The following is a 26,296-nucleotide window of genomic DNA, read 5'->3' on the forward strand; positions in this document are numbered from 1 at the left end:
ACCGGCACGGCACCGCTGTTAGCGTGCGGCCATGGACGCACCCCTCGGACACTTCGACGACGCCGGCCCCGCCCCCGACCGCCTCGACGACCTGGTCGGACCGGTCGCCGACGCGGTGCGCCACTGGAGCGGCGGCGTCCCCGCCGACCGGATCGTCTACGTCGACACCGACCCGCGGTGGGCCGACACGGCCGTCTTCGTCGAGCACTACGGGCGAGAACTGCTGGAGCGGTCGGCGAACTGCGTGGTGGTCGCCGGCAAGCGCGGCACCGGGACCACCCTGGCCGCGTGCGTCGTGCTCTCCACCACCCGCGTCGACGTCAACGGTGTGGTGCGCCGTCACCTCGGCGCCCGCAAGGCGTCGTTCGCCGCGATGGACACGGCGGTGGGGGAGACCGGCATGGAGTACGGCGGCATCACCCCGCTCGGACTCCCCGCCGCCTGGCCGGTGCTGGTCGACCCGGCCGTCGTCGACCTGCCGTACGTCCTCGTCGGCAGCGGGCGACGGCGCGGCAAACTGCTGGTGCCCGGCAAGGCGTTCGCCGAACTGCCCGGCGCGGTGGTGCTGGACGGGCTGGGCGTCGCGGTCTGACGGACCGGGCGTCGCGGTCCGAGGCGGGGCCGGCACCGCCTCGGACCGCTGCACGCCGGTGACGAGGACCGGCCGGGCCGGCCCCTCCGACGACGACCGGAACGTACGGCGGGAAAGGGGAGCCGGCCGTGCAGAGCCCGCCCCACGAGACCGCCCCGGGAACGTCCGACGGGGAAGGGGAGCCGGGGCGGCAAAGGGGAGCCGGGGCGGAGAGGACCCTGATCCCCGCACCCCCGGGGAAGCCCCTCGGGGGAGGGGTGTCAGAGGGCCGGAGAGGTCACCCGTTCAGCCCAGCCGGGGAATCTCGATCGCCGGGCAGCGGTCCATCACCATCTCCAGCCCCGCGGCCCGGGTGCGGGCGTGGGCCGCCTCGTCGACGACGCCGAGCTGGAACCACACCGCCTTCGCCCCCTTGGCGACCGCCTCGTCCGCGACGGCTCCCGCGAGGTCGCTGTTCACGAACACGTCCACCACGTCCACGTCGAAGGGGACGTCCGCGAGGGAGGCGTACCCCCGCTCCCCGTGCACGGTCTCCGCCTTGGGGTGGACGGGGACGACCCGCTTGCCGTAGCGCTGGAGCACCTCAGCGACCCCGTACGCGGCCCGGCGCGGGTTCGTGGACAGTCCCACCACCGCCCAGGTGTCGCCCAGTTCGGTCAGGATCCTGCGGATCGTTGCCTCGTCGCCGTACACGGCGGCCTCCTTCGACGGACGGACATCCGGCGGGCGGACATCCGGCGGGCGGACATCGCAGGACGCCGAACGGCGTCCATCCGCTCAACATCGGACGGCCGCCACCGATTCCGCAACCAGGACTGCGGGCGGCCCTCCGCCCGCCTACGCTCGGGCGCGTGCTGCGCATCATCGACCCCCGAACCGGCGAGCCCGTCGTCGCCGCCCCCGTCCGCCGCGGCCTCACCCGTGTCGAGGCCCACGCCTCGGGGCGCGGCAGCGGGGCCCTCCGCGTCCTCCTCGTCGCCGACCTCGTCGTGCGGGTGCTGGAACTCGGCGGCACGTCGGTCCTGCCCGTGCTGACCGGCGAACGCGAGCAGGCGGAGCTGCGGGCGGCCGCCACGCGGCTCGGCGCCCGCCCCTTCGAGGACGGCAGGGACCTCTCCGCGGGATTCGGCGAGGCCCAGACCGTGCACGTCGCGGCGGCGGACGACGTCCCGGCGGCGGGGGAGGGCGTGTGGGTCCCGGTCGCGGCCGTGCGGCCCGACGGCCCGGCCGGCGCAGCCCCCGACCCCGCCGCCCTGCGCCTCGCCCTCCTCTCCCACCACCACCGCGCACCCGCCCCGCTCGACGAGGCCGCTCTCGGCGAGGCCGGCACCACCCTGGCCCGCTGGCGCCGGGCCGTCGCCCACTGGGCGCGCAGCCCGTCCCGCGCGGTCCCCGAGGACCTGCGCGGACGGCTGCGGACCGCCTGGGAGGACGACCTGGACCTGCCCGCCGTCCTGGGGGTGCTGCGTTCGGTCGAGGAGGCCGGGCCCCGGCTCGCGGACGGCGCCCGCTTCGAGACGTACGCCCACGCAGACCGTCTCCTCGGCCTCGAACTCACCCGTGACGTCGGAGCCCCGGCGTGAGCGCCGCCGGGGCCGGGCCGCCGCGCCGGCTGGTCGTCCTGCGGCACGCCAAGTCGGCCTGGCCGCAGGGCGTGCCCGACCACGAGCGGCCGCTCGCCCCGCGCGGCCTGCGCGACGCCCCGGCGGCCGGGCGCGCGCTGGCCGACGCCGGCTGCCTGCCCGGTCTCGTCCTGTGCTCCACCGCCGTACGCGCCCGCCGGACCTGGGAACTGGCCTCGGCCCGGTGGGACACCGCCCCGCCCGTGCGGTACGAACCCCGCCTGTACGCCGCCGACGTGCCCGAACTGCTGGCCGTGGCCCGCGGGACGCCCGCCGAGGTCGGCACCCTGCTGCTGGTCGGACACAACCCCGGCCTGCAGGACCTCGTCCTCGACCTGGCCGCGGACGCCCCCGGGGGCGCCCTGGACGGGATCCGGGCGAAGTTCCCCACCTCCGCCGTCGCGGTGCTGACCTGGCACGGCCCGGCCTGGAGCGACCTGCGGCCGGGCGCGGCCCTGCTGACCTGGACGGCCGTGCCGCGGGGGCGCGAGGACGACGGCCGAGGCGGCACCGGCGACGACTCGGACAGGGCCTAGGCTGGCCCGATGCAGGACGAGTACCGCACCGTCGCCCGCCCGGGCGTCCACGAGACCGAGATCAACCGCTCCCGCTTCCTGTGCGCGCTCGCCCCGGCCGCCACCGAGGAGGAGGCCCAGGCGTTCGTCGCGGCCGTCCGCAAGGAGCACGCCGACGCCACCCACAACTGCTGGGCCTACGTCATCGGCGCCGACGCCTCCGTCCAGAAGGCCAGCGACGACGGCGAACCCGGCGGCACCGCGGGCGTCCCCATGCTCCAGATGCTGCTGCGCCGCGACATGCGCTACGTCGTCGCCGTCGTCACCCGCTACTACGGCGGCGTCAAGCTCGGCGCCGGCGGCCTCATCCGCGCGTACGGCGGCGCCGTCGGCGAGGCGCTGGACACCCTCGGCACCCTCACCCGCCGCCGCTTCCGGCTGGCCACGGTCACCGTCGACCACCAGCGGGCCGGCAAGGTGCAGAACGACCTGCGCTCCACCGGCCGCGAGGTCCGCGACGTGTGCTACGGCGAGGCGGTCACCATCGAGATCGGCCTCCCCGAGGCCGACGTCGACGCCTTCCGCGCCTGGCTCGCCGACGCGACGGCGGGCACGGCGAGGTTCGAGACGGGCGGGGAGGCGTACGGCGACGCGTGAGAGCCGGGAGGCGTACGGCGACGCGTGAGGGGCGGCGGCCGGGTACGACGGCGGCTCAGGAGGGTCGAACGTCACACCGTAGGACATCTTTCCGGGCAAAGCGGGCGCCTCGGGGCGGACTTGCCGGAGCGACCGCCCGTGCTGCCGAATCCTCCCGATACGCTCGGGAACCATGAGGCTCCTGCACACTTCCGACTGGCATCTCGGCCGGGCGTTCCACCGGGTGAACATGCTCGGCGCCCAGGCCGGATTCATCGGCCACCTCGTCGACACCGTGCGGGAGCGCGAGGTGGACGCGGTGGTCGTGTCGGGGGACGTGTACGACCGCGCGGTACCGCCGCTCGCCGCCGTCGAGCTGTTCGACGACGCCCTGCACCGCCTCGCCGACCTGGGCGTGCCCACGGTGATGATCTCCGGGAACCACGACTCCGCCCGCCGGCTCGGCGTGGGCGCCGGACTGATCCGGCGCGCGGGCGTCCACCTGCTCACCGACCCGGCCGCGGCCGGCACGCCGGTGATCCTGGGCGACGCCCACGGCGACGTCGCCCTCTACGGGCTTCCCTATCTCGAACCCGCCCTGGTGAAGGACGAGTTCGGTGTTGAGAAGGCCGGGCACGAGGCGGTGCTCGCCGCCGCCATGGACCGGGTCCGGGCCGACCTCGCGGGCCGCCCGCCGGGGACCCGTTCGGTCGTCCTCGCGCACGCCTTCGTCACGGGCGGCCGGCCCAGCGAGAGCGAGCGCGACATCACCGTCGGCGGGGTCGCCTCCGTGCCCGCCGGTGTCTTCGACGGCGTCGACTACGCGGCGCTCGGGCACCTGCACGGCTGCCAGACCCTCACCGAGCGCGTGCGCTACTCCGGATCCCCGCTGCCGTACTCCTTCTCGGAGGCCGACCACCGCAAGACCATGTGGCTCGTCGACCTCGACGCCGCCGGAGAGGTCACCGCCGAGCGGATCGACTGCCCCGTCCCCCGCGAACTGGCCCGGCTCCGCGGCACGCTGGAGGAACTGCTCGCCGACCCCCGGCTCGACCGGTACGAGGAGGCGTGGGTCGAGGCGACCCTCACCGACGCCGTGCGCCCGGCCGACCCCATGGCCCGGCTCACCGACCGCTTCCCGCACACCCTCAGCCTCGTCTTCGCCCCCGAACGCGCCCCGGACGACCCCGACGTGTCCTACGCCCGGCGCCTCGCGGGCCGCAGCGACCAGGAGATCGCCGAGGACTTCGTGGCGCACGTGCGCGGCGCGGGCCCCGACGCGCGCGAACAGGGCGTGCTGCGGGACGCCTTCGACGCGGTGCGCGCGGACGACAGCACGCGGGAGGTGGCCCGGTGAGGAACCGGCCGCCCCACAGGGCGCTGCCGGGCCCGGTCCTCCCGGCCCCGGCCCCGGCCCCGACCCTGGTTTCGGCACCGGCCCCGGTTTCGGCCCTGGTTCCGGCCCCGTCCTCCGTCCACGCCCCGTCCCCGGCGCCGGGGCCCCGTTCCGACGATCACCGGGGAGACGCCCGATGAGGCTCCACCGCCTCGACCTCACCGCCTTCGGGCCCTTCGGCGGCAGCCAGAGCGTCGACTTCGACGAGCTGTCCGCCGCCGGGCTCTTCCTGCTCCACGGGCCGACGGGCGCGGGCAAGACCTCCGTCCTGGACGCCGTGTGCTACGCGCTGTACGGCTCCGTCCCCGGCGCCCGGCAGGGCGGTCAGGGCCTGACGCTGCGCAGCGACCACGCCGACCCCGGCACCCGCACCGAGGTCACCCTCGAACTCACCGTCGCCGGAAGGCGGTTGGAGGTCACCCGGCAACCGCCCTGGGAGCGCCCCAAGAAGCGCGGCACCGGCACCACCGTCGAGAAGGCCCAGACCTGGCTGCGCGAGCACGACGCCGTCGCCGGGACCTGGAAGGACCTCAGCCGCTCCCACCAGGAGATCGGCGAGGAGATCACCCAGCTGCTCGGCATGAGCCGCGAGCAGTTCTGCCAGGTCGTGCTGCTGCCCCAGGGCGACTTCGCGCGGTTCCTGCGCGCCGATGCCGAGGCCCGCGGCCGGCTGCTCGGCCGCCTCTTCGACACCCGGCGCTTCGCCGACGTCGAGAAACGGCTCGCCGAGCGCCGGCGTACGGCCGAGGCGCGCGTGCGGGAGGGCGACGCGGCGCTCCTGGCCGACGCGCACCGCATGCAGCAGGCCGCCGGCGACGCCATGGACCTGCCCGAACTGGCACCGGGCGAGCCGGGCCTGGCCGAGGCCGTGCTGACCGCCGCCGCCGTGGCCCGCTGCACCGCCCGGGAGCGGCTGACGATCGCCGAGTGCGGCCGCCTGGCCGCCGGGTCCGCGCAGGCGGCCGCCGAGCGTGCGCTGGCCGACGCGCGTGAACTCGACCGGTCGCAGCGGCGGTTCGCCGAAGCGCGGGAGCGGGCCCGGCTGCTGGAGGAGCGGGCCGGAGCCCACCGTGAGGCGCGGGCGCGGCAGGAACGGGCGCGCAAGGCCGAGGCGGTGGCGCCGGCCCTGGAACTGCGGGAGGCCGCCGACGCCGAGCACCGGGGGGCCGCCGCCGCCGAGGCACGCGCACGCGCGCTGCTGCCGGAGCGGTTCGCCGACGCCGGCGCGGCCGGACTCGCCTCCGCCGCCCGCCGCGCCGCGCAGGAGCTGGGCGGGCTGGAGTCGGCCCGCCGCGGCGAACGACGGCTGGCCGCACTCCTCGCGGAGCGCACCGACCTGGACCGCCAGGAGCGCGCCGACGAGGACGTGCTCGCCGAGACCGAGGGCTGGCTCGCCGACTGGGACGCCACCCGCGCGGCGCTCCAGGAACGGGTCGAGTCCGCCCAGGAGGCCGCCACCCGCGCCGAACAGCTCGCCGGACAGCGCGAGCCCGCCCGCCGCCGGCTGGCCGCCGCCCGGCTGCGCGACCGGCTCGCCCGCGACACCGACGACGCCCGGCGGGAGGCGCTCGCCGCCGGTGAGCGGGCACTGGCGGCCCGCACCCACTGGCTCGACCTCAAGGAACAGCGGCTCAGCGGCATCGCCGCCGAACTGGCCGCCACCCTGCGCACCGGTGAACCCTGCGCGGTCTGCGGCGGCACCGACCACCCCGCTCCCGCCCGCAAGGTCGCCGGACACGTCGGCCGGGAGGCGGAGGAGGAGGCCCTCGCCGCCCACCAGCGCGCCGAGCAGGAGCACGCGGACGCCGAGCGCGACCTCGGACGCCTCCGGGAGGACCTCGCCGCCGCCCGCGCCGAGGCCGGAGACACCCCCACCGGGCAACTCGTCGCGGAGAGCGACGAGTTGGAACGCGCCCACGATCAGGCCCGCCGGGACGCCTCCGTGCTGCACTCCGCGCGCGAGGAGCTGCGCCGGGCCGAGCAGGAGCACGAGCGCCGCACGGCCGCCCAGCGGGAGGCCGCCGTCCGGGCCGCCTCCCGGGTGGGCCACCGCGAGCGGCTGGAGCGCGAACGCCTCGCCCTGGAGGAGGAGCTGGCCGAGGCGCGGGGCAGCTCACCGAGTGTGGCCGCACGGGCGGAGCAGTTGGAGCGGCAGGCCGCGCGGCTCGCCGACGCGGCCGACGCGGCCCGCGCCGCCGAGGAGAGCGCCGGCCGCCTCAAGGCCGCCGACGGCCGCCTCGACGAGGCCGCCTTCCGGGCCGGCTTCGACACCCCGCGGGACGCCGCCGACGCCCTCCTCGACGAGGCCGCCCACCGCGAACTGCAACGCCGCCTGGACGCCTGGCAGTCCGAGGAGGCCGCCGTACGGGCCGTCCTCGCCGAGCCCGACACCGTGGCCGCCGGCGGGCGGCCCGCCGTCGACCTCACCGCCGCCGAGCACGAGGCCGGCCGGGCCGCCGAACGGCTGCGCCGGGCCGCCTCCGCCCAGGACGAGGCCGCCCGCCGCTGCGCCGAACTCGACCGGCTCTCCGCGCGCGCGGCCGACGCCGTACGGCGGCTCGCGCCGCTGCGCGAGGAGTACGAGCGGGTGGCCCGCCTGGCGGGACTCACCGCGGGCACCTCGGCGGACAACGAGCGCAAGATGCGCCTGGAGGCGTACGTCCTGGCCGCCCGTCTGGAACAGGTGGCCGCCGCCGCGACCGTCCGCCTCCGGCGCATGTCGTCCGGGCGGTACACCCTCGTGCACTCCGACGACCGGACCGGGCGCGGCCGCAGCGGCCTCGGACTGCACGTCGTCGACGCCTGGACCGGACGCGAACGGGACACGGCCACGCTGTCCGGCGGCGAGACCTTCTTCGCCTCCCTCGCCCTCGCCCTCGGCCTCGCGGACGTCGTCACCGACGAGGCGGGCGGCGTCCGGCTGGACACCCTGTTCATCGACGAGGGGTTCGGCAGCCTCGACGACCAGACGCTGGACGAGGTCCTGGACGTCCTCGACTCCCTGCGCGAGCGCGACCGCAGCGTGGGCATCGTGAGCCACGTCGCCGACCTGCGGCGGCGCGTCCACGCCCAGCTGGAGATCGTGAAGGGACGGTCCGGATCGGTGGTGCGGCAGCGCGGTCAGTGACCGAGCGGGCGCCGGGGCAGCGGTGAGGAGTAGACGACACTGGTCGTGACCGACCCCAGGCCGCCGATCTTCCCCGTCAGCTCCTCCAGGTGCCGCATGGAGCGGGCGGCGACCTTGATGACGAAGCAGTCGTCGCCCGTGACGTGGTGCGCCTCCAGGATCTCGGGCGTGACGGCCACGAGGTCGTGGAAGGGCCTGTAGTTGCCGTTGGGGTAGCGCAGCCGCACGAACGCCAGGATCGACAGCCCCAGCCGCTCGGGGTCCACGACCGCCGCGTACCCCTGGATGACGCCCGCCTCCTCCAGCCGCCGCACCCGTTCGGTGACCGCGCTCGCGGACATCGACACGGCCCGCGCCAGGTCGGCGAAACTGGCCCGGCCCTCCCGCTGGAGGACCTCGAGGATGCGCCAGTCGGTGGCGTCCGGGGAATACACGGTCATTCCCGAGGAATACCAGGGGGATCCCCGGCCCGGCAAGCTCCACGCCGGGGAAAGGCCCTTCAGCGGGGGGCTCCCCGGCCGTAGATTTCCGGTCATCGCCACCGCACCGAAAGGCCCGCAGATGACCGCCACCGCCGCCACCACGCCCGCCACCGCCGCCACGACCACCGCCGCCGCGCCCGCCCCCGCCGCCACGACCGTCACCACCACGGCCGCCGCCCTCGCCGCCCCCGTGGACGCCGCGGTGACGACCGCCCCCTCGTCGGCCGCCGCCGACCGCGTCCTGCGGTTCGCCCCCGCCGCCCCGGCCGAGGCCGCCGCCCACTTCCGGGCCTCTCTCGTCTTCCACGCCGACGTCTCCGACGTGGCCGCCGCGCTCGAGGCCGGCGGCGACCCCGGCTTCGTCGTCCTGGACTCCCGCTCCACCGAGTCCTGGGACCAGGGCCACGTCCCCGGCGCCGTCCACCTGCCGACCGCGCTCATCGCCGAGCGGGCCGGACGGCTCCTCGACAGGGACGTGCCGGTGGTGACGTACTGCTGGGGCCCCGGCTGCAACGGCGCCACCCGGGCCGCCCTCGCCCTCGCCGAACTCGGCTACCGGGTCAAGGAGATGCTGGGCGGCTTCGAGTACTGGGTGCGCGAGGGCTTCGCGTTCGAGACCCGGCAGGGCCCCGGGCGGCGCGGCGCCGACCCGCTCACCTCCCCGGTGGAGACGGCGGACTGCGGCTGCTGAACGGCGGCCGGCCGGGGCGGCGGGGCGGGGCCCGCCGGTGTCAGAGCCGGGCCAGTTCGTCCACCAGGTCGTCCAGGCCCAGGGAGCCCTGCGAAAGGGCCGCCATGTGCCACGACTTGAGGTCGAAGGCGTCGCCGTGACGGGCCCGGGCCCGCTCCCGGCCCAGCAGCCAGGCGCGCTCGCCGAGCTTGTAGCCGATCGCCTGGCCGGGGATGCTCAGGTAGCGGGTCAGCTCGCTCGCCACGTAGTCCCCGGGGCGGCTGCTGTGCGCGTTGAAGAACTCCTCCGCCAGCTCCGGCGTCCAGCGCTCGCCGGGCCGGAACGGGGAGTCGGCCGGGATCTCCAGCTCCGCGTGCATGCCGATGTCGATGATGACGCGCACGGCACGCAGCATCTGCGCGTCCAGGTAGCCGAGGCGCTGCTCGGCGTCCGTGAGGAAGCCCAGCTCGTCCATCAGCCGCTCCGCGTACAGCGCCCAGCCCTCGGCGTTGGCGCTGACCATGCCCACGGTGGCCTGGTAGCGGGAGAGGTCCTTGACCACGTAGGTCCACTGGGCGAGCTGGAGGTGATGTCCGGGGACCCCCTCGTGGTACCAGGTGGAGACCAGGTCGTAGACCGGGAAGCGGGTCAGGCCCATGGTCGGCAGCCAGGTGCGGCCGGGGCGGGAGAAGTCCTCGGACGGCGGCGTGTAGTAGGGGGCCGCGGCGCCGCCGGGCGGCGCGACGCGCGACTCGACCCGCCGCACCGGCGCGGCGAGTTCGAAGTGGGTGCCGTCCAGCGCGTCGACGGCCTGGTCCATGAGTCCCTGGAGCCAGTCGCGGACCTCGTCGACGCCCTCGATGTGCCTGCCGTGCTCGTCGAGGTGCGCGAGCGCCGTCCACGGTGTCGCGGCGCCCGGCAGGATCTTCTCCGCCTCCTGCCGCATCTCGGCGAGGAGCCGGTGGTACTCGGCCCAGCCGTAGGCGTACGCCTCGTCGAGGTCGAGGTCGGTGCCGTTGTAGTAGCGCGCCCAGCGGGCGTACCGCTCCCGGCCGACGGTGTCCGGGGCGCCCTGCACGGCCGGCACGTACACGTCCCGCATCCAGTCCCGCAGTTCGCCCAGGGCGGCGTTCGCGGTGCGGGCCGCCTGCTCCAGTTCGGCGCGCAGGGCCTCGGGGCCGGCGGAGACGAAGTCCTCGAACCAGCCGCGGCCCGAACCGTCGGTGTCCGTCCACTCGGCGAGCTGCCGCGCGAAGGTCACCGCCGGCCGGGGAGCCCCGTACAGCTTGCGCTCCAGGCCGAGTTCCAGGGACTGGCGGTAGCCCGCCAGTGACGCCGGGACCGCGCGCAGCCGCTCGGCGATCGCGGCCCAGTCCGCCTCGGTCTCCGCGGGCGTCACGGTGAACACCTCGCGCACCTGGTGGGCCGGCGAGGACAGGTTGCTGACCTCGCGCAGGCCCTCCTCGGCCTCGTGGACGGCGAGCTGGGCGGTCAGCCGCTCGCGCAGCAGGCGGGCGCACCGGCGCTCGATGTCACTGTCCGCGCCGGGCGCGCGTTCCGCTTCGTCGAGCCTGGCCAGCGTGTCGCGCGCGAGCCGTGCGCGCGCCTCCTGCCCCGCCGGCGAGAAGTCGGGCAGACGGCTCGAACTCTCCGGCACGCCGAGGAAGGTGCCGGTCACCGGGTCGAGGGCGATGAGGTCGTCGACGTAGGCGTCGGCGACCGCACGGGGCAGCGGGCTGTTGGTCTGTGACATGAACACCATCCTCGTACGCGGCGGTGCCGCGCGTCACGGCGTTTGACCCGAAGCCGTCGGTGGCAGCAGCGGTCCGCAGTCCCACTGCTGGAAGATCAGCCGGGTCTCGACCCGGGCCACCTCCCGGCGTGCCGTGAACTCGTCGAGGACCAGTCGCTGGAGGTCGGCCATGTCCGCGACGGCCACGTGCACGAGGTAGTCGTCGGGCCCGGTGAGGTGGAAGACGGTCAGTGCCTCCGGCAGGCCCCGGATGCGCTCCACGAACGGCCCCACCAGTTCCCGCCGGTGCGGCCTCACCTGCACGGACAGCAGCGCCTGCAGTCCCCGCCCCAGCTTGGCCGGATCGAGTCGCAACCGGTTGCCGAGGATCACGCCGGAGCGGCGCAGCCGCGTCACCCGGTCCAGGCAGGTCGACGGGGCGAGCCCGACCTGTGCGGCGAGGTCGCGGTAGGTCGTCCGGGCGTCGTTCTGGAGCAGCCGCAGCAGCTGGAGGTCCACCGGATCGAGTACGACGGATTCGGCCATCGGCCGAACGTAGCACGGCCTGAGCCCCGTGAGGACCGCCCGTTGTTCACCCTGCCGTCCATGGACTCAGCCGCAGTGAGCACCCGCGCGTACCCGGACCCCGCGGGCACGCGCGCGTACGACGACGTACGCACCTCCGAAGCGCCCCGCGCACTGGCCACCGAGGCCGTGCACGCCGGACGGGACGACCTGGCCCGCCAGGGCCTGCACGCCCCGCCCATCGACCTGTCCACCACCTACCCCTCCTACGACAGCCGCGCCGAGGCCGCTCGCATCGACGCGTTCGCGGCGACCGGCGCCGAACCGGAGGGCCCGCCGGTGTACGGCCGGCTCGGCAATCCGACCGTCGCCCGCTTCGAGACCGCGCTGGCCCGGCTGGAGGGCACCGGGAGCGCGGTCGCGTTCGCCAGCGGCATGGCCGCGCTGAGCGCGGTGCTGCTGGCCCGCGCCTCCCTGGGCCTGCGGCACGTGGTCGCGGTCCGCCCGCTGTACGGGTGCAGCGACCACCTGCTGACCGCCGGGCTGCTCGGCACGGAGGTGACCTGGACCGACCCGGCCGGGATCGCGGACGCGCTGCGCCCGGACACGGGCCTGGTCATGGTCGAGTCGCCCGCCAACCCGACCCTCGCCGAGGTGGACCTGCGGGCGGTCGCGCACTCCTGCGGTTCGGTGCCGCTGCTCGTCGACAACACCTTCGCCACGCCGGTGCTGCAACGCCCCGCCGAGCAGGGCGCGCGACTGGTGCTGCACAGCGCGACGAAGTACCTCGGTGGCCACGGGGACGTCCTGGCGGGCGTGGTGGCCTGCGACGAGGAGTTCGCCGGACTGCTGCGGCAGATACGTTTCGCCACCGGCGGGGTGCTGCACCCGCTGGCCGGATACCTCCTGCTCAGGGGCCTGTCGACGCTCCCGGTCCGGGTACGGGCCGCCTCCACGACGGCCGCCGAGCTGGCCCGCCGCCTGACCGCCGACCCGCGCGTGGCGCGCGTGCACTACCCGCGGATCGGCGGCGCGATGGTCGCCTTCGAGGTGCACGGCGACCCGCACGAGGTGATCGCCGGGGTGCGCCTGATCACTCCGGCCGTGAGCCTCGGCAGCGTCGACACCCTCATCCAGCATCCGGCGTCCATCAGCCACCGGATCGTGGGCGCCGAGGACCGCAGGGGAGCCGGGGTGAGCGACCGGCTGCTGCGGATGTCGGTGGGCCTGGAGGACGTCGACGACCTGTGGACGGACCTGGACGCCGCGCTGAACGGGTCCGTGGTCACGGTGAGCTGACGCCCGGCTTCCGTTTTCCGGGGGACGGGGGCGGACGGCCCGGCGACCGTCCAGTCGCCGGGCCGTCCGTCGTTCGCCGTCGGCGTCCGGGCCGCCGTCGGGTGGTCGCCCGTCGTCCGTCGTCCGTTGTCTGCCGTCTGCCGTCTGCCGCCTGCCGCCTTTCGTCCGTCGGCCGGCCGCAGGCCACCGGGGTCTTCGGCGGCGTCCGGCTCAGTCTCGGACGATCCGCTCCGCGGGCCGCCCGTCCGCCTGCCGGGCGCCGGCGGCGGCCGTGTCCAGGCGGGCGGTGATGACGAGCGTGCCCTCCTCGATCTGGTAGTCGAGCGGGAGGCCGAGGCCGCGCATGGCGGCGACCATGCCGGTGTTGGAGGCCTGCGTCACCGCGTACACGCTCTCGCAGCCCGCCTCGACGGCCATCGCGACCAGCCTGCCGAGCAGTTCGGCGCCGATGCCGCGCCGCTGCCACTCGTCCTCGACGAGCAGCGCGACCTCCGTCTCGTCGCCGTCCCACAGCAGGTGGCCGAGGCCGACGACGCGCCCCGACGCGGTCTGCACGGCGAGGGTGCGGCCGAAACGCGGGCTGAGCAGGTGGTTGAGGTAGCGGTCGGCGTCGCCGACCGGCCCGTGGTAGCGCATGCCGAGGGTGCGCGGCGAGCAGCGCTCGTGCATCGCCTTCGCCGCCGCCAGGTCACCGGGGTCGGCGCGGCGCACGGTGATGGCGTTGCCCTCGGGGAGCGTCAGCACGTCCTGGCCCGGCGGGACGCGCGGGCCCAGCCGGGCGTCCAGCTCCACCAGGGCCCGCGCCCGCGCGAACTCGGTCGGGGTGAACGGCAGGTACGGCCGCTCCACGGTGATCACTCCGCCCTCCGGCGCCCGCAGGCGCATCACGGTGTCCTCCAGGACCCCTTCCACGGGCACGCCCTCCGGCCCGCGCCCCCCGCCGCGCACCGCGGCGGGCAGTGAGCGGATCGTGCAGCGTCCCAGCAACTGGCGCAGCGCCAGCGGAAGTTCGGCGGCGTCCAGCGCGGTCCGGGTGGCCAGCCCCAGCACCCGGGTCGGGGCGTCCACCAGGTCGTGGGCGTCGGCCCGCTCGATCCAGGTGCCGGAGCCGCCCGCCCGTGCCACGGCCCGGCTGATCCCGGCCGCCGCGAGCGCACCGGGCGCCCGTAGCAGGAACTCGTCCACGGTGTCCCGGCCCAGCGGGTGCGTCTGGAGGCTCAGGATGTCGACCCGGTGCTCCGCCAGCGCCGCGCACAGCGCGGCCAGCGAGCCGGGAGCGTCCTTCACCGTCGTCCGCATCCGCCACAGGGCGCTCTCCCCGGCGACGCCGTCGGGGAGTCCGGACGGCCCGGCCTGCGCCTCGGTGGAGGGCGGCCGGGCATCGGTATCGCCGGTGGGCGGTGCGTGGCCGTGGCGCCGTGACCACCAGACGTGGAATCCGGCCGTGGCGACCAGGGCGGCCGCCGAGACCACCAGCAGTCGCGGGCCCTGCGGGCCGTGGCCCACGAGGCCCGCGACCACGTCGGCCACCGCGACCGCCGTGAACAGGGCGGCGAGTTCCACGACGTCCCGTCGCCAGTGGTGCACCGGGCGGCCGTGCTTCGCGCGCGTCACATCAGACATGTCTCGAGTCATGCGGCCACTGTGAAGGAATGGTGTTGCGCGATCACGAACGGTTTGTGACCGATGGGTAAAGGATACATTTGTCCTTTTTATTGATTCTTTGATGTCCTGGGCCGCGGCCCCGCTCCGAAGGCGCCGCGCACCGGGAGATGACGCCGGTGCGCGGAGCGCCTTCCAGGATAGGGGAGTTCAGGACGGGGGAGTCACTGCCCGACCCGGCCCGGCTGGAGCACCTTGGTGAACAGCACGGTGCCGTCCTGCTCGCGCAGCCGCACGGTCAGCTCCCCGCTCCCGCCGTCGATGTCGACCTCGCCGAAGAACTGGTAGCCGCCGGCCGGGGAGACGTTGGCGGTGGTGGGGGCCTTGACGAAGACCCGGTCCGGGCCGAACGTGCCGTCCAGCGCGTTCGCCGGGAAGGCGCCCGCGTTGAGCGGCCCGGAGACGAACTCCCAGAACGGCGCGAAGTCCTTGAACGCCGCCCGCGACGGGTCGTAGTGCTGGGCCGAGGTGTAGTGCACGTCGGCCGTGAGCCAGACCGTGCCGGTGATCCGCCGGTGCTTGACGAACCGCAGCAGTTCGGCGATCTGCAGTTCACGGCCGAGCGGCACGCCCGGGTCGCCCTGGGCGACCGCCTCGATGTTCGGCCTGCCGTCCGTGGCGTCGGGCACGACCAGGCCGAGCGGCATGTCGGAGGCGATCACCTTCCACACCGCCCGGGAGCGGGACAGTTCGCGCTTGAGCCACGCCAACTGCTCCTCGCCGAGGATGCCCTGGTCGTCCGTGCCCTGGTCGCCGGGGGAGTTGGCGTTGCGGTGGGTGCGCATGTCCAGGACGAACACGTCCAGCAGGGGGCCGTGGTGCTGCACCCGGTAGACGCGGCCGCCCGGGCGGCGCAACGTGGAGATCGGGAAGTACTCGGAGAACGCCTGCCGGGCGCGGGCGGCCAGCACGTCGACGCTCTTCTCGGTGTACCGCGCGTCGGAGAGGATCTCGCCCGGGTACCAGTTGTTGGTGACCTCGTGGTCGTCCCACTGCACGATGGAGGGCACGCGCGCGTTGAACGCCCGCAGGTTCTCGTCCAGCAGGTTGTAGCGGAAGTTGCCGCGGAACTCCGCCAGGGTCTCGGCGACCTTGGACTTCTCCTCCGTGGTGACGTTGCGCCAGGTGCGCCCGTCGGGCAGTGCCACCGTCGCGCCGATCGGGCCGTCGGCGTAGATGTTGTCCCCGCTGCACAGGAAGAAGTCCGGGTCGAGCGCGGCCATCGCGTCGTAGATCCGGTAACCGCCCAGCTCCGGGTTGATGCCCCAGCCCTGCCCGGCCAGATCGCCGGACCAGACGAACCGGACGCCGTCGCGCCGCCGCGCGGACACGGTCCGGAAGGAGCCGGCGACCGGCTCGCCGGTACGGCGCGGATCCTCCGGGTCGGCCAGCAGCACGCGGTAGTGGATCTCCTGGCCGGACGGCAGCCCGTGCAGCCGGGTCGTGCCGGTGAAGTCCGTTCCGGCACCGAGCAGCGGACCGGGCCAGCGGCGCGCGTTGCGGAACGACTCCGTCGCCGACGTCTCGACGATCATTCGCGCCGGCCGGTCGGAGCGGACCCACACCAGGCCGGAGTCCGCGGTCACGTCCCCGGTCTGCACACCCCACCCCGCGCGGGGCCGCCCCGAGAGGGCGAGGGCGGGCGCCGCGCCGAGGCCGACGGGCAGGGTCAGGGCGGCGGACGCGGCGAGCGAGCCGCGCAGCACGCTGCGGCGTCCGGGGAGTGGACGGTGGGACATGGGTGGGCCTCCTGGAACGGGAACCTGCCGGTGTGCACCGCCACACCTACGGGAACGCCGCAGCGCGCACGCGAACCACGGGTGAACAACCGGCCGCGGAACCCTACGGGCCCGCCCCGTCGCCGCACCCCGTCGTCCCGCCGCGCCCCGTCACCCCGCTCCCGCCAGCAGGCGGACGCCCTCCCGGATCCGCGCCGGCGACAGGTGCGCATACCCGAGGACCAGCCGCACCCCCGGGCCGGGGACGGTGCCCGCGTGGGCGTACTCCGAGAGGGGGCGCACCGCCACGCCCGCCGCCGTCGCCCGGGCGACGAACTCCGCCTCGGGGCCGTGGCGGTCCGGCAGCGCCGCGATGACGTGGAGGCCGGCGGCGATGCCGGTCACGCGGGTGCCGGGGAAGTGCTCCGCGAGCGCCGCCACGAGCGCGTCCCGGCGGTCGCGGTAGGCGCGCTGGCAGCGGCGCAGCTGCCGGTCGTAGTCGCCGCGTTCCACGAAGCGGGCGAACAGTGCCTGGTCCAGGGCCGGATGGCCCAGGTCCAGGGTCCGCTTGCGCTCGACGACCTCGTCGGCCAGCGCCTCGGGCACCAGCAGCCAGCCGAGCCGCAGCCCCGGCGCGAGGGACTTGCTGACCGACCCCGTGTACGCCACCCGCTCCGGGTCCAGCCCCTGCAACGCGCCCACGGGAGCACGGTCGTAGCGGAAGTCGCCGTCGTAGTCGTCCTCCAGCACGAAGCCGTCCACGGAGCGCGCCCAGTCGAGCAGCCGGGTGCGCCGCCGCGCCGAGTAGGCGATCCCGGTGGGAAACTGGTGCGCCGGCGTCGTCACCACGGACCGTACGCCCGACGCCCCCAGCGGCCCCAGCGCGATCCCCTCGTCGTCGAGGGGCACGGGCACGGCGGTGACGCCCGCCGCCGCGTACAGGGCGCCGTGCTGCGGGCTGCCGGGGTCCTCCACCGCCACGGCGTCGATCCCGCGCGCGCGGAGCACCAGCCCCAGCAGGGCCGTCGCCTGCGCCACGCCGGACACGACCACGAGCCGCTCGGGGTCGGCGACCACGCCCCGCCGCCGGGCGAGGAGGGCGGCCAGCGCGGTGCGCAGCCGGGGCAGCCCGCGCGGGTCCGGGTAGCCCAGCTCGTGGTGCGCGAGCCCGGCCAGCACCCCGCGCTGCGCGGCGGCCCACGCCGCCCGCGGGAACAGCGACAGGTCGGGCGCTCCCGCCGTGAAGTCGGCCCGCGTGCCCGGGGAGCGGGGCGCGAGGTCCCGCGCGCGGGGCGGCGCGGCGCGCACGGCACCGCCCACCCAGGTCCCGGCGCCGCGCCCGCTGCGCAGGTACCCCTCGGCCGTCAACTGCTCGTACGCCTCGGTGACCAGACCCCGCGACACCCCGAGGTCGGCCGCGAGGTCCCGGCTCGACGGCAGCCGGGTGCCCGGCGCGAGGCGCCCCGAGCGGACCGCCTCGCGCAGGGCGGCCCGCAGGGTGCGGCCACGCGCGCGCGGCGGTGCGGAGGCGGCCGGCAGCAGCACCTCCCACGCGGCGGAGGCGGCGGCCCCCGCCGGATTGGTCCCCGATGACGTCATGGAAGTGGACCTTAAACCGGGCCGCCGCGCTTCCTAGCGTCACCGTCATGAACGTCACCGTCCCGCGCGGCTCCCTGCTCGCCGCGCTCGCCTGCGTCCTCGTCGGAGCGTCCTTCACCGCCAACAGCGTCCTCGGCACCTACCCGTACGCGGGCGGCCAGGCCCTGCGCTACGGCCTCGCGTGCCTGCTGCTCGTGCCCCTCGCCGGCGCCGGCTCCCTGTCCCGCCTGCGCGCCCTCACCTTCCGCCGATGGGGCCGTCTCGCCCTGCTCGCCGCCGTCGGCATGGTCGGCTTCAACCTGGCCGTCCTGGCCGCCGAACGCTCCGCCGAACCGGCCGTCCCCGGCGTCCTGGTGGGGTGCGCGCCGGTCGTCGTCGCGGTCCTCGTCCCGCTCCTGGCGGGACGCCGCCCGCGCCGCACCGTCCTGTACGGCGCGTCGCTGGTCGCCGTCGGCGCGTTCACCGTGCAGGGCTGGGGCCGCACCGACGGCGTGGGCCTCGCCTTCTCGGTGTGCGCGCTGGGCGGCGAGGTCGGGTTCGCGGTGCTGGCCGTGCCCGTGCTGCGGCCGCTGGGCCCGCGGCTGCTGTCGGCCACGGTGTGCGCCCTGGCCGCCGTCGAGTCCGCGGCGGCGGGCCTGCTCCTCGACGGCGGCGGGTGGCTGCGACGCCCGGACGCCGGGGAGGCGGCCGCGCTGCTGTGGCAGGCGGTCGTCGTCACCGTCGTCGGCTTCGTGTGCTGGTACATGGGCATGCAGCGGATCGGCGCCGAGCGCGCCACGCTGTTCTCCGGCCTCATCCCCGTCGCCGCCGCCTGCACCGCACCGCTCGTCGGAACGGGTTCCTACGGCCTCGCGCAGGCCGCCGGCAGCGCCCTCGTCGGAGCCGGGGTCGCCCTGGGCGCGGGGGCGTGGAGCCGCCCCCGCGGGGACTCAGCGGCTGCCGTCGAGCAGCACGCGCGCCACGAGCGCCGGGTCGTCGTTCATCGGGCAGTGCCCGCAGCCGGGCAGCCGCACCAGCCGGGCCCGGGGGATGATCCGCTTGGCGCGGACGCCCTGGCGGCGCACCAGCAGCAGGTCGCGGGTGCCCCAGGCCACCGTGACCGGGATGCCGGGGACGTCGTCGGTGAACCGGACGGCCGCACCGGAGCGCAGGGTCTGGTCGAACCCGGTGGCCCCGGCCAGCGCCAGCGTCTCGGCGACCACGGCCTCGGGTGAACGGCGCGCCGGACGGGCGTAGACGGTACTGGTCAGGGCGGCCCGGCCGGCCGCCGACCGGGCCAGCCGCTCCACCAGCGGCAGCGGCATCCGCCGGGCGATCCGCCGCATCGTCAGCAGCACGCCGAAGGCGTAGCGCCGTTCCGCCTCCGACCAGAATCCCGCCGGGGACAGGGCGGTGACGGACCGCACGCGCTTGTCCCGGCCCAGTTCCAGGGCCAGCAGACCGCCCAGCGAGTTGCCCGCGACATGGGGGCGGTCCAGCTCCAGGGCCTCGCAGAGGGCGGAGAGCACCGCGGTCGTCGTGGGCAGGTCGTGGACGAGCCCGGCGGGCAGGGGCGGGGACGCCCCGAAGCCGGGCAGGTCCACCGCGATCACCTCGCGCTCGGTCGCCAGGATGTCCACCACGGGGTCCCAGGCCTGCCGGTGGTGTCCGATGCCGTGCAGCAGGAGCAGCGGCTCGCCGCGTCCCACGCGCGCGTAGGAGACGGTGACCGTTCGCGGACCGGCGGGGGTGGGGACCGGGAAGGAGACGGTGGCGGACATCGCGGACATCGGGGTGCTCCTCGTCTGAACAGGCGGACACGGTACGGATCCGAGGACGACAGGGGCTCGGAGGCGGTACGGAACCACGGCGGTACGGCCGGTGGGGGCGGGTCGGGGCGGGCGGACGGGCGGATGGACGGCCGCCGGTCGCGCGGACAGCTTGTCAGCAATCGCTACCGACGGGTAGCCCCATGGGTGCGCCCTGTCGCCGGTGGCGACACGTGCGTGCCGGGGGGCGCGACGGGGGCGACACGACTGGGGACGGCACGACGCGGCCGGTGCCGTGACGTCACGGCACCGGCCGCGTGCGAACACCCCGTGAACGCTGGTGCGCCGGACACCCGCGGACTCCCCGGGGCCGGAGGATTGGTCTTGACCAAGGGGTGGGGCCGTCCTATGGTCGCAGAGAAGTACAACAACCTTTAATAAACAAGGGCGCGAAAACGCCGACGTACCACGGCGATTGCGGAGGACAGGGTGGGGACCACGCAACTGGAATCGGTACCGGAACCGAAGTACTGGCATCTGAGGACCGTGCTCAGCGAGGCACTGGACTCGGAGTTCGCCGTGGGCGAGATCCTGCCCAACGAGCGGGACCTGGCCGCGCGCTTCGGCGTCGCCCGCGCCACGCTCCGGCAGGCGCTCGAGCAGCTCGAACTGGAAGGGCGCCTGCAGCGCCGCCGCGGCGTCGGCACGACCGTCGCGCCGCCCCGGGTCGGCGTCGACGTCGGCACGGAGGGGGAGACCTGGCCCGGCACGTCCGAGGACGCCTGGCAGCCCGTCGACTGCACGGTCGGGGCGCCGCCCCCGGCCGTCGCCGACGCGCTGGGCACCGGCCGCGACGAGGCCGTGCACATCGTGCGGCGCTCGCGGGTCTCCCACGGCCGGCCCGTCGCCGCGGAACTGCTCTACGTGCCGCGCGCGTCGGTGCCCGACCTGACCGCGATCGACACCCCGTCCGGAGCCGCCCTCGCGCGCGCGGTGCTGCGTGAACTGCGGCGTCCGGCGCTGGAGGGCCAGGACCGCGCGGTGGAACTGGGCTCGGCCGGCGTGGACGACGCGAAGGAACTCGACCGGCTCCCCGGCGCACCCGTCCTCGTCGTCACCACCCGCTTCTTCGCCGGGGGCCGCACCGCGGCACTCTCCGTGGCCACCTACCGCGCGGACACCTGCCGCCTGACCTTCGGCGCGTCGGGCACCGTGGAGATCCACCACGGCCCGGAACGCCAGGCGTCCTGACCGCCCGGCGACCGCACGGCAGGCTCCCTGAACGGCCTGCCCCCGGCCGCACGGCCGGCGCGCCCCGGAAGGACTCCGGGGCGCGCCGGAGGGCTCCCGTACCGCGGGACGGCCTCAGGCGCGGCCCGTCACCGTGCCCTCCACCGCGAAGAGCTGCTCCTCGACGTGGTCGAGCGCCAGCCGCAGCGCCCCCGTCGCCACGGCCGCCTCCCCGAGGAGGGACAGGGCCACCTTCGGCGGACGCAGACAGTAGCGTGCCAACTCCCGCCGCAGCGGCTCCAGCACGCCGTCCAGTCCCGCCGCCCAGCCGCCCACCACGACCAGCTCGGGGTCGAGGGCGAGCGCCAGCGCGGCCACGTCGTGGACGAGCCGCTGGATGAAGCGCTCCACGGCCGCCCGCGCCCGCCGGTCGCCCTTGCGGGCCTGCGCGAACACCTCGGCGACCGCCTGCTCGTCCAGCGGGTGCAGCGGCTCGTCCGTCGTGGACAGCAGCGTCTCCGGCGTCACCCCGCGCCCCAGCAGGTGCAGCGCGCCGATCTCCCCGGCCGCCCCGCCGTACCCGCGGTGCAGCCGCCCCCCGATCAGCGCGCCCGCGCCCGGACTCAGTCCGGCCAGCACGAACACGACGTCGTCGGACCCGGTGGCGCAGCCCTTCCAGTGCTCGGCCACGGCCGCGGCGTTGGCGTCGTTCTCCACCAGCACCGGGCACTTGAAGGAACGGCTCAGCCGCTCACCCAGCCGCAGCCCCGTCCACTCGGGCAGCGCGGTACCCAGCCGGACCGTCCCGTCCGCCTCCACGATGCCGGGCGTGCCGACGCCGACGGCCCGCAGGGAACCGCGCGGCACCCCGGCCCGCCGCAGCAGCTCGGCGACGGCGGTCCGCAGCCGTTCGAGCCGCTCGTCGGCGGGCGCCGACTCGTCGACGTCCTTCGCCTGCGCGCCCAGCACCCGCCCGTCCAGGTCGGCCAGGAGCGCGGCCACCCGGTGCGCCCCGATCTCCAGGCCCAGCAGGTGACCGGCCTCGGCCCGGAACCGGAAGCGGCGCGCCGGACGCCCCTGCCGGCGGGCGGCGCCCTCCTCGGCGGCCTTCTCGACGACGAGACCGGCCCCCATGAGGTCCTCGACGACCCCCTCGACGGTCGGCCGGGACAGCCCCGTCACCCGCGTGATCTCCGTGAGCGTCGCGCAGTCGGCGGCACGCAGCGCGTGCAGCACCACCGCGGAATTGATCCTTCGCAACAGCGAGGGATCCCCGCCGGTCAGCCGCCCCAACGTCCGTCCTCCCAGCTCGTGCGCGTGTGGGGCGGATCGTACTCGGCGCGCGGCACCCGGGCGAGCGCGGGCGGCGCACCGGCCCGCCTCACCCGTCGCCCGGACCCGTCCCACCGCCGGTCCGGCCCGCCGTGACGAACCCCGACTCGTACGCCGTGATCACCGCCTGCGTGCGGTCGCGGACCGCCAGCTTCGCCAGCACCGCGCTCACGTGCGACTTGACCGTCTCCGCGCCGACCACCAGCCGCGCGGCGATCTCCGCGTTGGACAGCCCGCCCGCCATCAGCCGCAGCACCTCGGCCTCCCGCTCCGTCAGCCGCGCCCGCTCCAGCAGCTCCCGCGCCGCCCGGTTCCCCGACCCCTCGCCGTACGAGGCGGCCAACCGCCGTACCGACGCCGGGAACAGCAGCGACCCGCCCTCCGCGACGAGCCGCACCGCGTGCACGATCTCCGCGGGCCGGGCCCGCTTCAACAGGAACCCGTCCGCCCCCGCGCGCAGCGCCTCGTACACGTACTCGTCGTTCTCGAAGGTCGTCACGACGAGGATCCTCGGCGGCGCCTCCACCGTCCGCAGCACCGCGCGCGTGGCCTCGATCCCGTCCATCAACGGCATCCGTACGTCCATGGCGACGACGTCGGGCCGCAGCCGCCGCACCAGCGGGATCACCGCCGCCCCGTCCGCGGCCTCCCCGACGACCTCGATGTCGGGCTGCGCCTCCAGCACGGCCCGCAGCCCGGCACGCACCAGGGGTTCGTCGTCGACGAGGAGCACGCTGACCGGCATCCGGCCAGTCTATGGATCAGCCCAGCGGCAGCTCCACGCGCACCCGCCAGTCGCCCCCGTCGGGCCCCGTCCACGCGCGGCCCCCCAGGAGCGCGGCGCGCTCGCGGATGCCGCGCAGTCCGCTGCCGCGCCCGGAGCCGGGCACGTCCTCCGCCAGCGGGTTGCGGATCTCCAGGAGCAGCGTGCCCCCGGCGACACCGATCCGGACCCGCACGGGGACCGCTCCCGCGTGCCGCAACGTGTTCGTCAGCGACTCCTGCAGGATGCGGTAGCCCTCGCGGGACACGGGCCCCGGAGCCGTCTCCAGCGGGCCCGTCACCTCGGCGTCGACCTCCGCCCCGGACGCGCGGGCGGACTCCAGCAGCCGGTCGGCGTCCACGAGCGTCGGGCGGCCGTCGACGGGCTTCTCGGGCTCGCGCAGCACGCCCAGGACCCGTTCCAGGTCCTCCAGCGCCGCCCGGCCGGTCTCCTCGATGGCCTCCAGCGCCCGGTCGGTGAACCCGGGGTCGCCCGCCGCCCGCGCGGCACCGGCCTGCACGACGGCGACGGTCAGGGCGTGACCGATGGAGTCGTGCAGTTCCCGCGCGATGCGGGTGCGCTCCAGGAGTTGTTCGGTCCTGGCCTCCAGCGCGGCCAGCCGCTCGGCGGGGGAGGGGCCGAGCAGACGGCGCGCGGCCGCGGTGACCAGTTCGCCGAGGCCCACCACGACCGCGTACAGGAGGACCAGGGGCAGTGGCACGAGCAGCGCGTAGGCCCAGTGGTGGTGCGCGTCCTCCAGCAGCGGCACGCCTGCGGGCACCGTCCCCGTGGCCACCTGGACCAGGGAGACGGCCAGCAGCGGCAGCCACACCGTGGCGAAGGCCGCCACCACCGCCAGCGCCAGGCGCACCGCCAGCCACAGCGCGGTGCGCAGCCGGTCCCGCCACGTCACCGCCGGCTCCTCCGAGATGCCCGGCTCCCGCTCCCCGGGCGTCAGCAGCAGCCGGGCCTGCACCCCCTCGCCCCTGCGCACCGGGGAGACCAGGCCCAGCGGAACCAGCACGAGCGCGGGCAGCCAGGGCGTCCGGGGATCGACGAACATCCACACGCTGAACGGCAGCCCGGGCACCCACAGATGCAGCAGTCGTGTGTACGTCGTCCCCCGCAGCAGCGGGCGCAGCAAGCGGCCCATGCGGACATCGTGACAGGCACCGCCGACGGGCGGCCTCCCCCGGGCGGGGGAGAAGGACCCCACCGGCGGGGGAGGCCGGACAGCGGGTCCGGCGGCCATCGTGGTGCCATGACCAGCATCGACGTCCGCGACCTCATCAAGGAGTTCGGCCCCCGGCGGGCCGTGGACCGGCTCACCTTCCGGGTCCTGCCCGGCCGCGTCACCGGCTTCCTCGGCCCCAACGGCGCCGGCAAGTCCACCACCCTGCGCCTCGTCCTCGGCCTCGACCGGCCGACCTCGGGAACCGCCGGCATCGGCGGCCGCCCCTACGTCACGCTGCCCGAACCCCTGCGCCACGTCGGGGCGTTGCTCGACGCCGGGGCCCCGCACGGCTCCCGCACCGGCCGCGACCACCTGCGGGCCCTCGCCGCGAGCAACCGCATCCCCGTCCGCCGGGTCGACGAGGTGCTGGAGGAGACCGGGCTGGCACCGGCCGCGCGCCGCCGGGTGAAGACGTACTCCCTCGGCATGCGGCAACGGCTGGGCATCGCCGCCGCCCTGCTCGGCGACCCCCGGGTGGTGCTCCTCGACGAGCCCTCCAACGGCCTCGACCCCGAGGGCATCATCTGGATGCGCGGGCTGCTGCGCCGGCTCGCGGGCGAGGGGCGCACCGTCCTGGTCTCCAGTCACCTCATGAGCGAGACGTCCTCCTTCGCCGACCACCTCGTGGTCCTCGGGCGGGGCCGTCTGCTGGCCGACACCTCCGTGCGGGACTTCATCGACGCGCGCGTGCGGCCCCGGGTCCGCGTCCGCACCTCCGACCCCGCCGCCCTGGCGGAGGCCCTGGCCCGGCACGGGCACGAGGGGGTCGCCCACGACGACGGGCACTGGACGGTGGACCACGCGCGCGTGGACGACATCGGCCGGCTCGCCTCCGAGGCGGGCGTCCCGCTGCTCGAACTGACCGCGGAGGAAGGCACGCTGGAACAGGCCTACCTCGATCTGACCGCCGCCGACACCGAGTTCGCGGCCGCTCCCCAGGAGGCATGACCATGGGATTCACGCCCGCGCTCCACGCCGAGTGGATCAGGACACGTACGCTGCGGTCCCAGACCGTCACCCTGGGCGCGGTCCTGCTCGCCACCGTCGCCTTCTCCCTGCTCGCCGCCGCCGACACCGACGCGGCCGACACCGATCCGCTGTTCTCCGCCTTCTTCGGCGTCAGCTTCGGCCAGATCGCGGCGGTGGCCTTCGGGACGACGGCGGTCGCGGCCGAGTTCCAGGGCGGCGCGCTGCGCGTGTCCCTGGCCGCGGTCCCGCGCCGCGGCCTCTGGTTCGCCGCCAAGACCACGGCGATCGCCCTGCCCGTCCTGGCCGTGGGCCTGGCCACCGGCCTGCTGACCTGGGCCGTGGGCCGCGAGACGTCCGGTGCGCGGGCGGCGGGGTTCGGCACGGCCGAAGGACTGCGCGCGGCCGTCGGCTGCGGCCTCTACCTCACGCTGATGGCCCTGCTCGCCGCCGGTCTGACGGCCGTTCTGCGCAGCGGGACGGCCACGCTCGCCGTCCTCGTCCCGTTCCTGCTGATCGTGTCCTTCGTGGTCGGCGACATGTCCGGCTCCGTCGCCGACCTGCTCCCCGACCGGGCCGGCCAGATCGCCCTCCACAGCACGTGGGACGGCGCCCTGGGACCGTGGACCGGGCTGACGGTGACCGCGCTGTGGACGGCGGCGGCCCTCGCGGCGGGGGCGTGGCGGGTGCGGCGCCGGGACGCCTGAGCGGAACCGGACCCCCGACGCGGCCCCTCGCCGGTGGCGGCCGGCCCACCGGATCACACGGACACGGAGAGGCCCGGGCACGGCCGTCGGGCGTCCCGGCGCCACCGGCACCGGCCGGGACGACGAGCCCCGGCCCCTCCTGCCCGCCACCGGGGACTGCTCACCACCGGCACCGGCCCGTCCCGGCCGCCCCCACCCCGGCGGAAGCCCGGGGGTCACTCCTCGGCCGCTACCCGCAGCCGCGCGTACTCCTGCGCCATCGTCGCCGTCGTCCAGTGGGCGTTCAGCCCACTGGGGTTGGGCAGCACCCACACGCGGGTGTCCCCGATCGTCCGCTCCTGCGGCCCGATCCTGGCCGTCCGGTCGTCGAACGCCACCCGGTACGCGGTCACGCCCACCACCGCCAGCCGGCGCGGCCTCAGCCGGGCCACCTTCTCCCGGAGCAGCCGGCCGCCCTCGCGGTACTCCTCCGCCGTCAGCTCGTCGGCCCGCGCGCTCGCCCGCGCCACCACGTTGGTGATGCCGAGCCCGTACGACAGCAGCTCCCGCTGCTCCGCCGGCTTCAGCAGCCTCGGCGTGAAGCCGGACAGGTGCAGCACCGGCCAGAAGCGGTTGCCCGGCCGGGCGAAGTGGTGGCCGGTCGCCGCCGACATCAGGCCCGGGTTGATGCCGCAGAAGAGCACCCGGAGGCCGTCCGCGACGACGTCCGGCACGAGACGGTCGCGGGCGGCCTCCAGTTCC

Annotated in this window: 23 protein-coding genes and 1 pseudogene; 12 read left to right on the forward strand and 12 right to left on the reverse strand. The window is 75.8% G+C overall.

Going from position 1 to position 26,296, the window contains the following annotated elements; genetic code table 11:
• Positions 1–31: 31 nt before the first annotated feature.
• Complete coding sequence (locus tag ACF09K_RS11570) at positions 32–592, forward strand: YbaK/EbsC family protein (RefSeq protein ID WP_392242577.1); 561 nt, start codon at positions 32–34, stop codon at positions 590–592.
• 285 nt (positions 593–877) lie between these two features.
• Here the strand turns inward: ACF09K_RS11570 and ACF09K_RS11575 are convergent, their stop codons facing one another.
• On the reverse strand, positions 878–1,285 hold the full coding sequence (locus tag ACF09K_RS11575; RefSeq protein WP_392242578.1) for a CoA-binding protein: 408 nt from the start codon (positions 1,283–1,285) through the stop codon (positions 878–880).
• A 158-nt stretch (positions 1,286–1,443) separates the two neighbouring features.
• Between ACF09K_RS11575 and ACF09K_RS11580 the strand changes: the two genes are divergently transcribed.
• The 5 genes from ACF09K_RS11580 (at position 1,444) to ACF09K_RS11600 (ending at position 7,888) form a co-directional block, all read left to right on the forward strand.
• A complete protein-coding gene (locus ACF09K_RS11580; protein ID WP_392242580.1) occupies positions 1,444–2,175 on the forward strand; it encodes a hypothetical protein in 732 nt (243 codons plus the stop codon).
• Complete coding sequence (locus tag ACF09K_RS11585; RefSeq protein WP_392242582.1) at positions 2,172–2,750, forward strand: SixA phosphatase family protein; 579 nt, start codon at positions 2,172–2,174, stop codon at positions 2,748–2,750. The genes ACF09K_RS11580 and ACF09K_RS11585 overlap by 4 nt, the downstream gene beginning before the upstream one ends.
• Before the next feature lie 9 nt (positions 2,751–2,759).
• Positions 2,760–3,386, forward strand: coding sequence for a YigZ family protein (locus tag ACF09K_RS11590; protein ID WP_392242584.1), 627 nt, complete (start codon positions 2,760–2,762; stop codon positions 3,384–3,386).
• Positions 3,387–3,558: 172 nt separating this feature from the next.
• Positions 3,559–4,722: an exonuclease SbcCD subunit D gene (locus tag ACF09K_RS11595; protein ID WP_392242586.1), complete on the forward strand. Its 1,164-nt coding sequence runs from the start codon at positions 3,559–3,561 to the stop codon at positions 4,720–4,722.
• A gap of 175 nt (positions 4,723–4,897) precedes the next feature.
• Positions 4,898–7,888: an AAA family ATPase gene (locus ACF09K_RS11600; RefSeq protein WP_392242587.1), complete on the forward strand. Its 2,991-nt coding sequence runs from the start codon at positions 4,898–4,900 to the stop codon at positions 7,886–7,888.
• On the opposite strand, the gene ACF09K_RS11605 is transcribed toward ACF09K_RS11600, so the two are convergent.
• Positions 7,882–8,328 carry an Lrp/AsnC family transcriptional regulator gene (locus ACF09K_RS11605; protein ID WP_392242589.1) on the reverse strand — a complete coding sequence of 149 codons (447 nt, stop codon included), beginning with the start codon at positions 8,326–8,328 and terminating at the stop codon, positions 7,882–7,884. The two genes, ACF09K_RS11600 and ACF09K_RS11605, sit on opposite strands and share 7 nt — an antisense overlap.
• A 232-nt stretch (positions 8,329–8,560) precedes the next feature.
• On the opposite strand from ACF09K_RS11605, the gene ACF09K_RS11610 reads away from it, so the two are divergent.
• A complete protein-coding gene (locus ACF09K_RS11610; protein WP_392243180.1) occupies positions 8,561–9,061 on the forward strand; it encodes a rhodanese-like domain-containing protein in 501 nt (166 codons plus the stop codon).
• Positions 9,062–9,101: 40 nt separating this feature from the next.
• Here the strand turns inward: ACF09K_RS11610 and ACF09K_RS11615 are convergent, their stop codons facing one another.
• Entirely contained in the window at positions 9,102–10,793 is a 1,692-nt protein-coding gene (locus ACF09K_RS11615) for a DUF885 domain-containing protein (RefSeq protein ID WP_392242590.1), read from the reverse strand.
• A 33-nt stretch (positions 10,794–10,826) separates the two neighbouring features.
• A complete protein-coding gene (locus ACF09K_RS11620; protein WP_363089845.1) occupies positions 10,827–11,318 on the reverse strand; it encodes an Lrp/AsnC family transcriptional regulator in 492 nt (163 codons plus the stop codon).
• 60 nt (positions 11,319–11,378) lie between these two features.
• Here ACF09K_RS11620 and ACF09K_RS11625 point away from each other — a divergent pair, with 60 nt between their 5' ends.
• A complete protein-coding gene (locus ACF09K_RS11625; RefSeq protein WP_392242592.1) occupies positions 11,379–12,596 on the forward strand; it encodes a trans-sulfuration enzyme family protein in 1,218 nt (405 codons plus the stop codon).
• 210 nt (positions 12,597–12,806) lie between these two features.
• Here ACF09K_RS11625 and ACF09K_RS11630 read toward each other — a convergent pair whose 3' ends face one another.
• The 3 genes from ACF09K_RS11630 to ACF09K_RS11640 form a co-directional block, all read right to left on the reverse strand.
• Positions 12,807–14,219, reverse strand: coding sequence for a GNAT family N-acetyltransferase (locus ACF09K_RS11630; protein WP_392242593.1), 1,413 nt, complete (start codon positions 14,217–14,219; stop codon positions 12,807–12,809).
• A 203-nt stretch (positions 14,220–14,422) separates the two neighbouring features.
• Complete coding sequence (locus ACF09K_RS11635) at positions 14,423–15,997, reverse strand: alkaline phosphatase D family protein (protein WP_392242595.1); 1,575 nt, start codon at positions 15,995–15,997, stop codon at positions 14,423–14,425.
• A gap of 150 nt (positions 15,998–16,147) precedes the next feature.
• Complete coding sequence (locus ACF09K_RS11640) at positions 16,148–17,575, reverse strand: PLP-dependent aminotransferase family protein (protein ID WP_392242597.1); 1,428 nt, start codon at positions 17,573–17,575, stop codon at positions 16,148–16,150.
• Positions 17,576–17,622: 47 nt separating this feature from the next.
• Here ACF09K_RS11640 and ACF09K_RS11645 point away from each other — a divergent pair.
• A pseudogene (locus ACF09K_RS11645) lies at positions 17,623–18,411 on the forward strand (EamA family transporter); the annotation flags it as partial.
• Positions 18,412–18,504: 93 nt separating this feature from the next.
• On the opposite strand, the gene ACF09K_RS11650 reads toward ACF09K_RS11645, so the two are convergent.
• A complete protein-coding gene (locus ACF09K_RS11650) occupies positions 18,505–19,335 on the reverse strand; it encodes an alpha/beta fold hydrolase (protein WP_392243182.1) in 831 nt (276 codons plus the stop codon).
• 477 nt (positions 19,336–19,812) lie between these two features.
• Here ACF09K_RS11650 and ACF09K_RS11655 point away from each other — a divergent pair, with 477 nt between their 5' ends.
• Positions 19,813–20,574 (forward strand): GntR family transcriptional regulator, encoded by a 762-nt coding sequence (locus ACF09K_RS11655; protein WP_392242598.1) that lies wholly within the window; start codon positions 19,813–19,815, stop codon positions 20,572–20,574.
• A 114-nt stretch (positions 20,575–20,688) separates the two neighbouring features.
• Here the strand turns inward: ACF09K_RS11655 and ACF09K_RS11660 are convergent, their stop codons facing one another.
• The 3 genes from ACF09K_RS11660 to ACF09K_RS11670 form a co-directional block, all read right to left on the reverse strand.
• Positions 20,689–21,846 carry an ROK family transcriptional regulator gene (locus tag ACF09K_RS11660; RefSeq protein ID WP_392242600.1) on the reverse strand — a complete coding sequence of 386 codons (1,158 nt, stop codon included), beginning with the start codon at positions 21,844–21,846 and terminating at the stop codon, positions 20,689–20,691.
• An 88-nt stretch (positions 21,847–21,934) separates the two neighbouring features.
• Positions 21,935–22,630 carry a response regulator gene (locus ACF09K_RS11665; protein WP_392242602.1) on the reverse strand — a complete coding sequence of 232 codons (696 nt, stop codon included), beginning with the start codon at positions 22,628–22,630 and terminating at the stop codon, positions 21,935–21,937.
• A 16-nt stretch (positions 22,631–22,646) separates the two neighbouring features.
• Entirely contained in the window at positions 22,647–23,801 is a 1,155-nt protein-coding gene (locus ACF09K_RS11670; RefSeq protein ID WP_392242604.1) for a sensor histidine kinase, read from the reverse strand.
• 108 nt (positions 23,802–23,909) lie between these two features.
• Here ACF09K_RS11670 and ACF09K_RS11675 point away from each other — a divergent pair, with 108 nt between their 5' ends.
• Both ACF09K_RS11675 and ACF09K_RS11680 read left to right on the forward strand, forming a co-directional pair.
• Positions 23,910–24,830 (forward strand): ABC transporter ATP-binding protein, encoded by a 921-nt coding sequence (locus tag ACF09K_RS11675; protein ID WP_392242606.1) that lies wholly within the window; start codon positions 23,910–23,912, stop codon positions 24,828–24,830.
• 2 nt (positions 24,831–24,832) lie between these two features.
• Positions 24,833–25,555, forward strand: coding sequence for an ABC transporter permease (locus ACF09K_RS11680; protein WP_392243184.1), 723 nt, complete (start codon positions 24,833–24,835; stop codon positions 25,553–25,555).
• Positions 25,556–25,770: 215 nt separating this feature from the next.
• Here the strand turns inward: ACF09K_RS11680 and mug are convergent, their stop codons facing one another.
• Positions 25,771–26,268, reverse strand: coding sequence for a G/U mismatch-specific DNA glycosylase (gene mug / locus ACF09K_RS11685; RefSeq protein ID WP_392242608.1), 498 nt, complete (start codon positions 26,266–26,268; stop codon positions 25,771–25,773).
• Positions 26,269–26,296 lie beyond the last annotated feature (28 nt).

Source organism: Streptomyces sp. NPDC014882 (assembly GCF_043081325.1).
Lineage (GTDB): Bacteria > Actinomycetota > Actinomycetes > Streptomycetales > Streptomycetaceae > Streptomyces.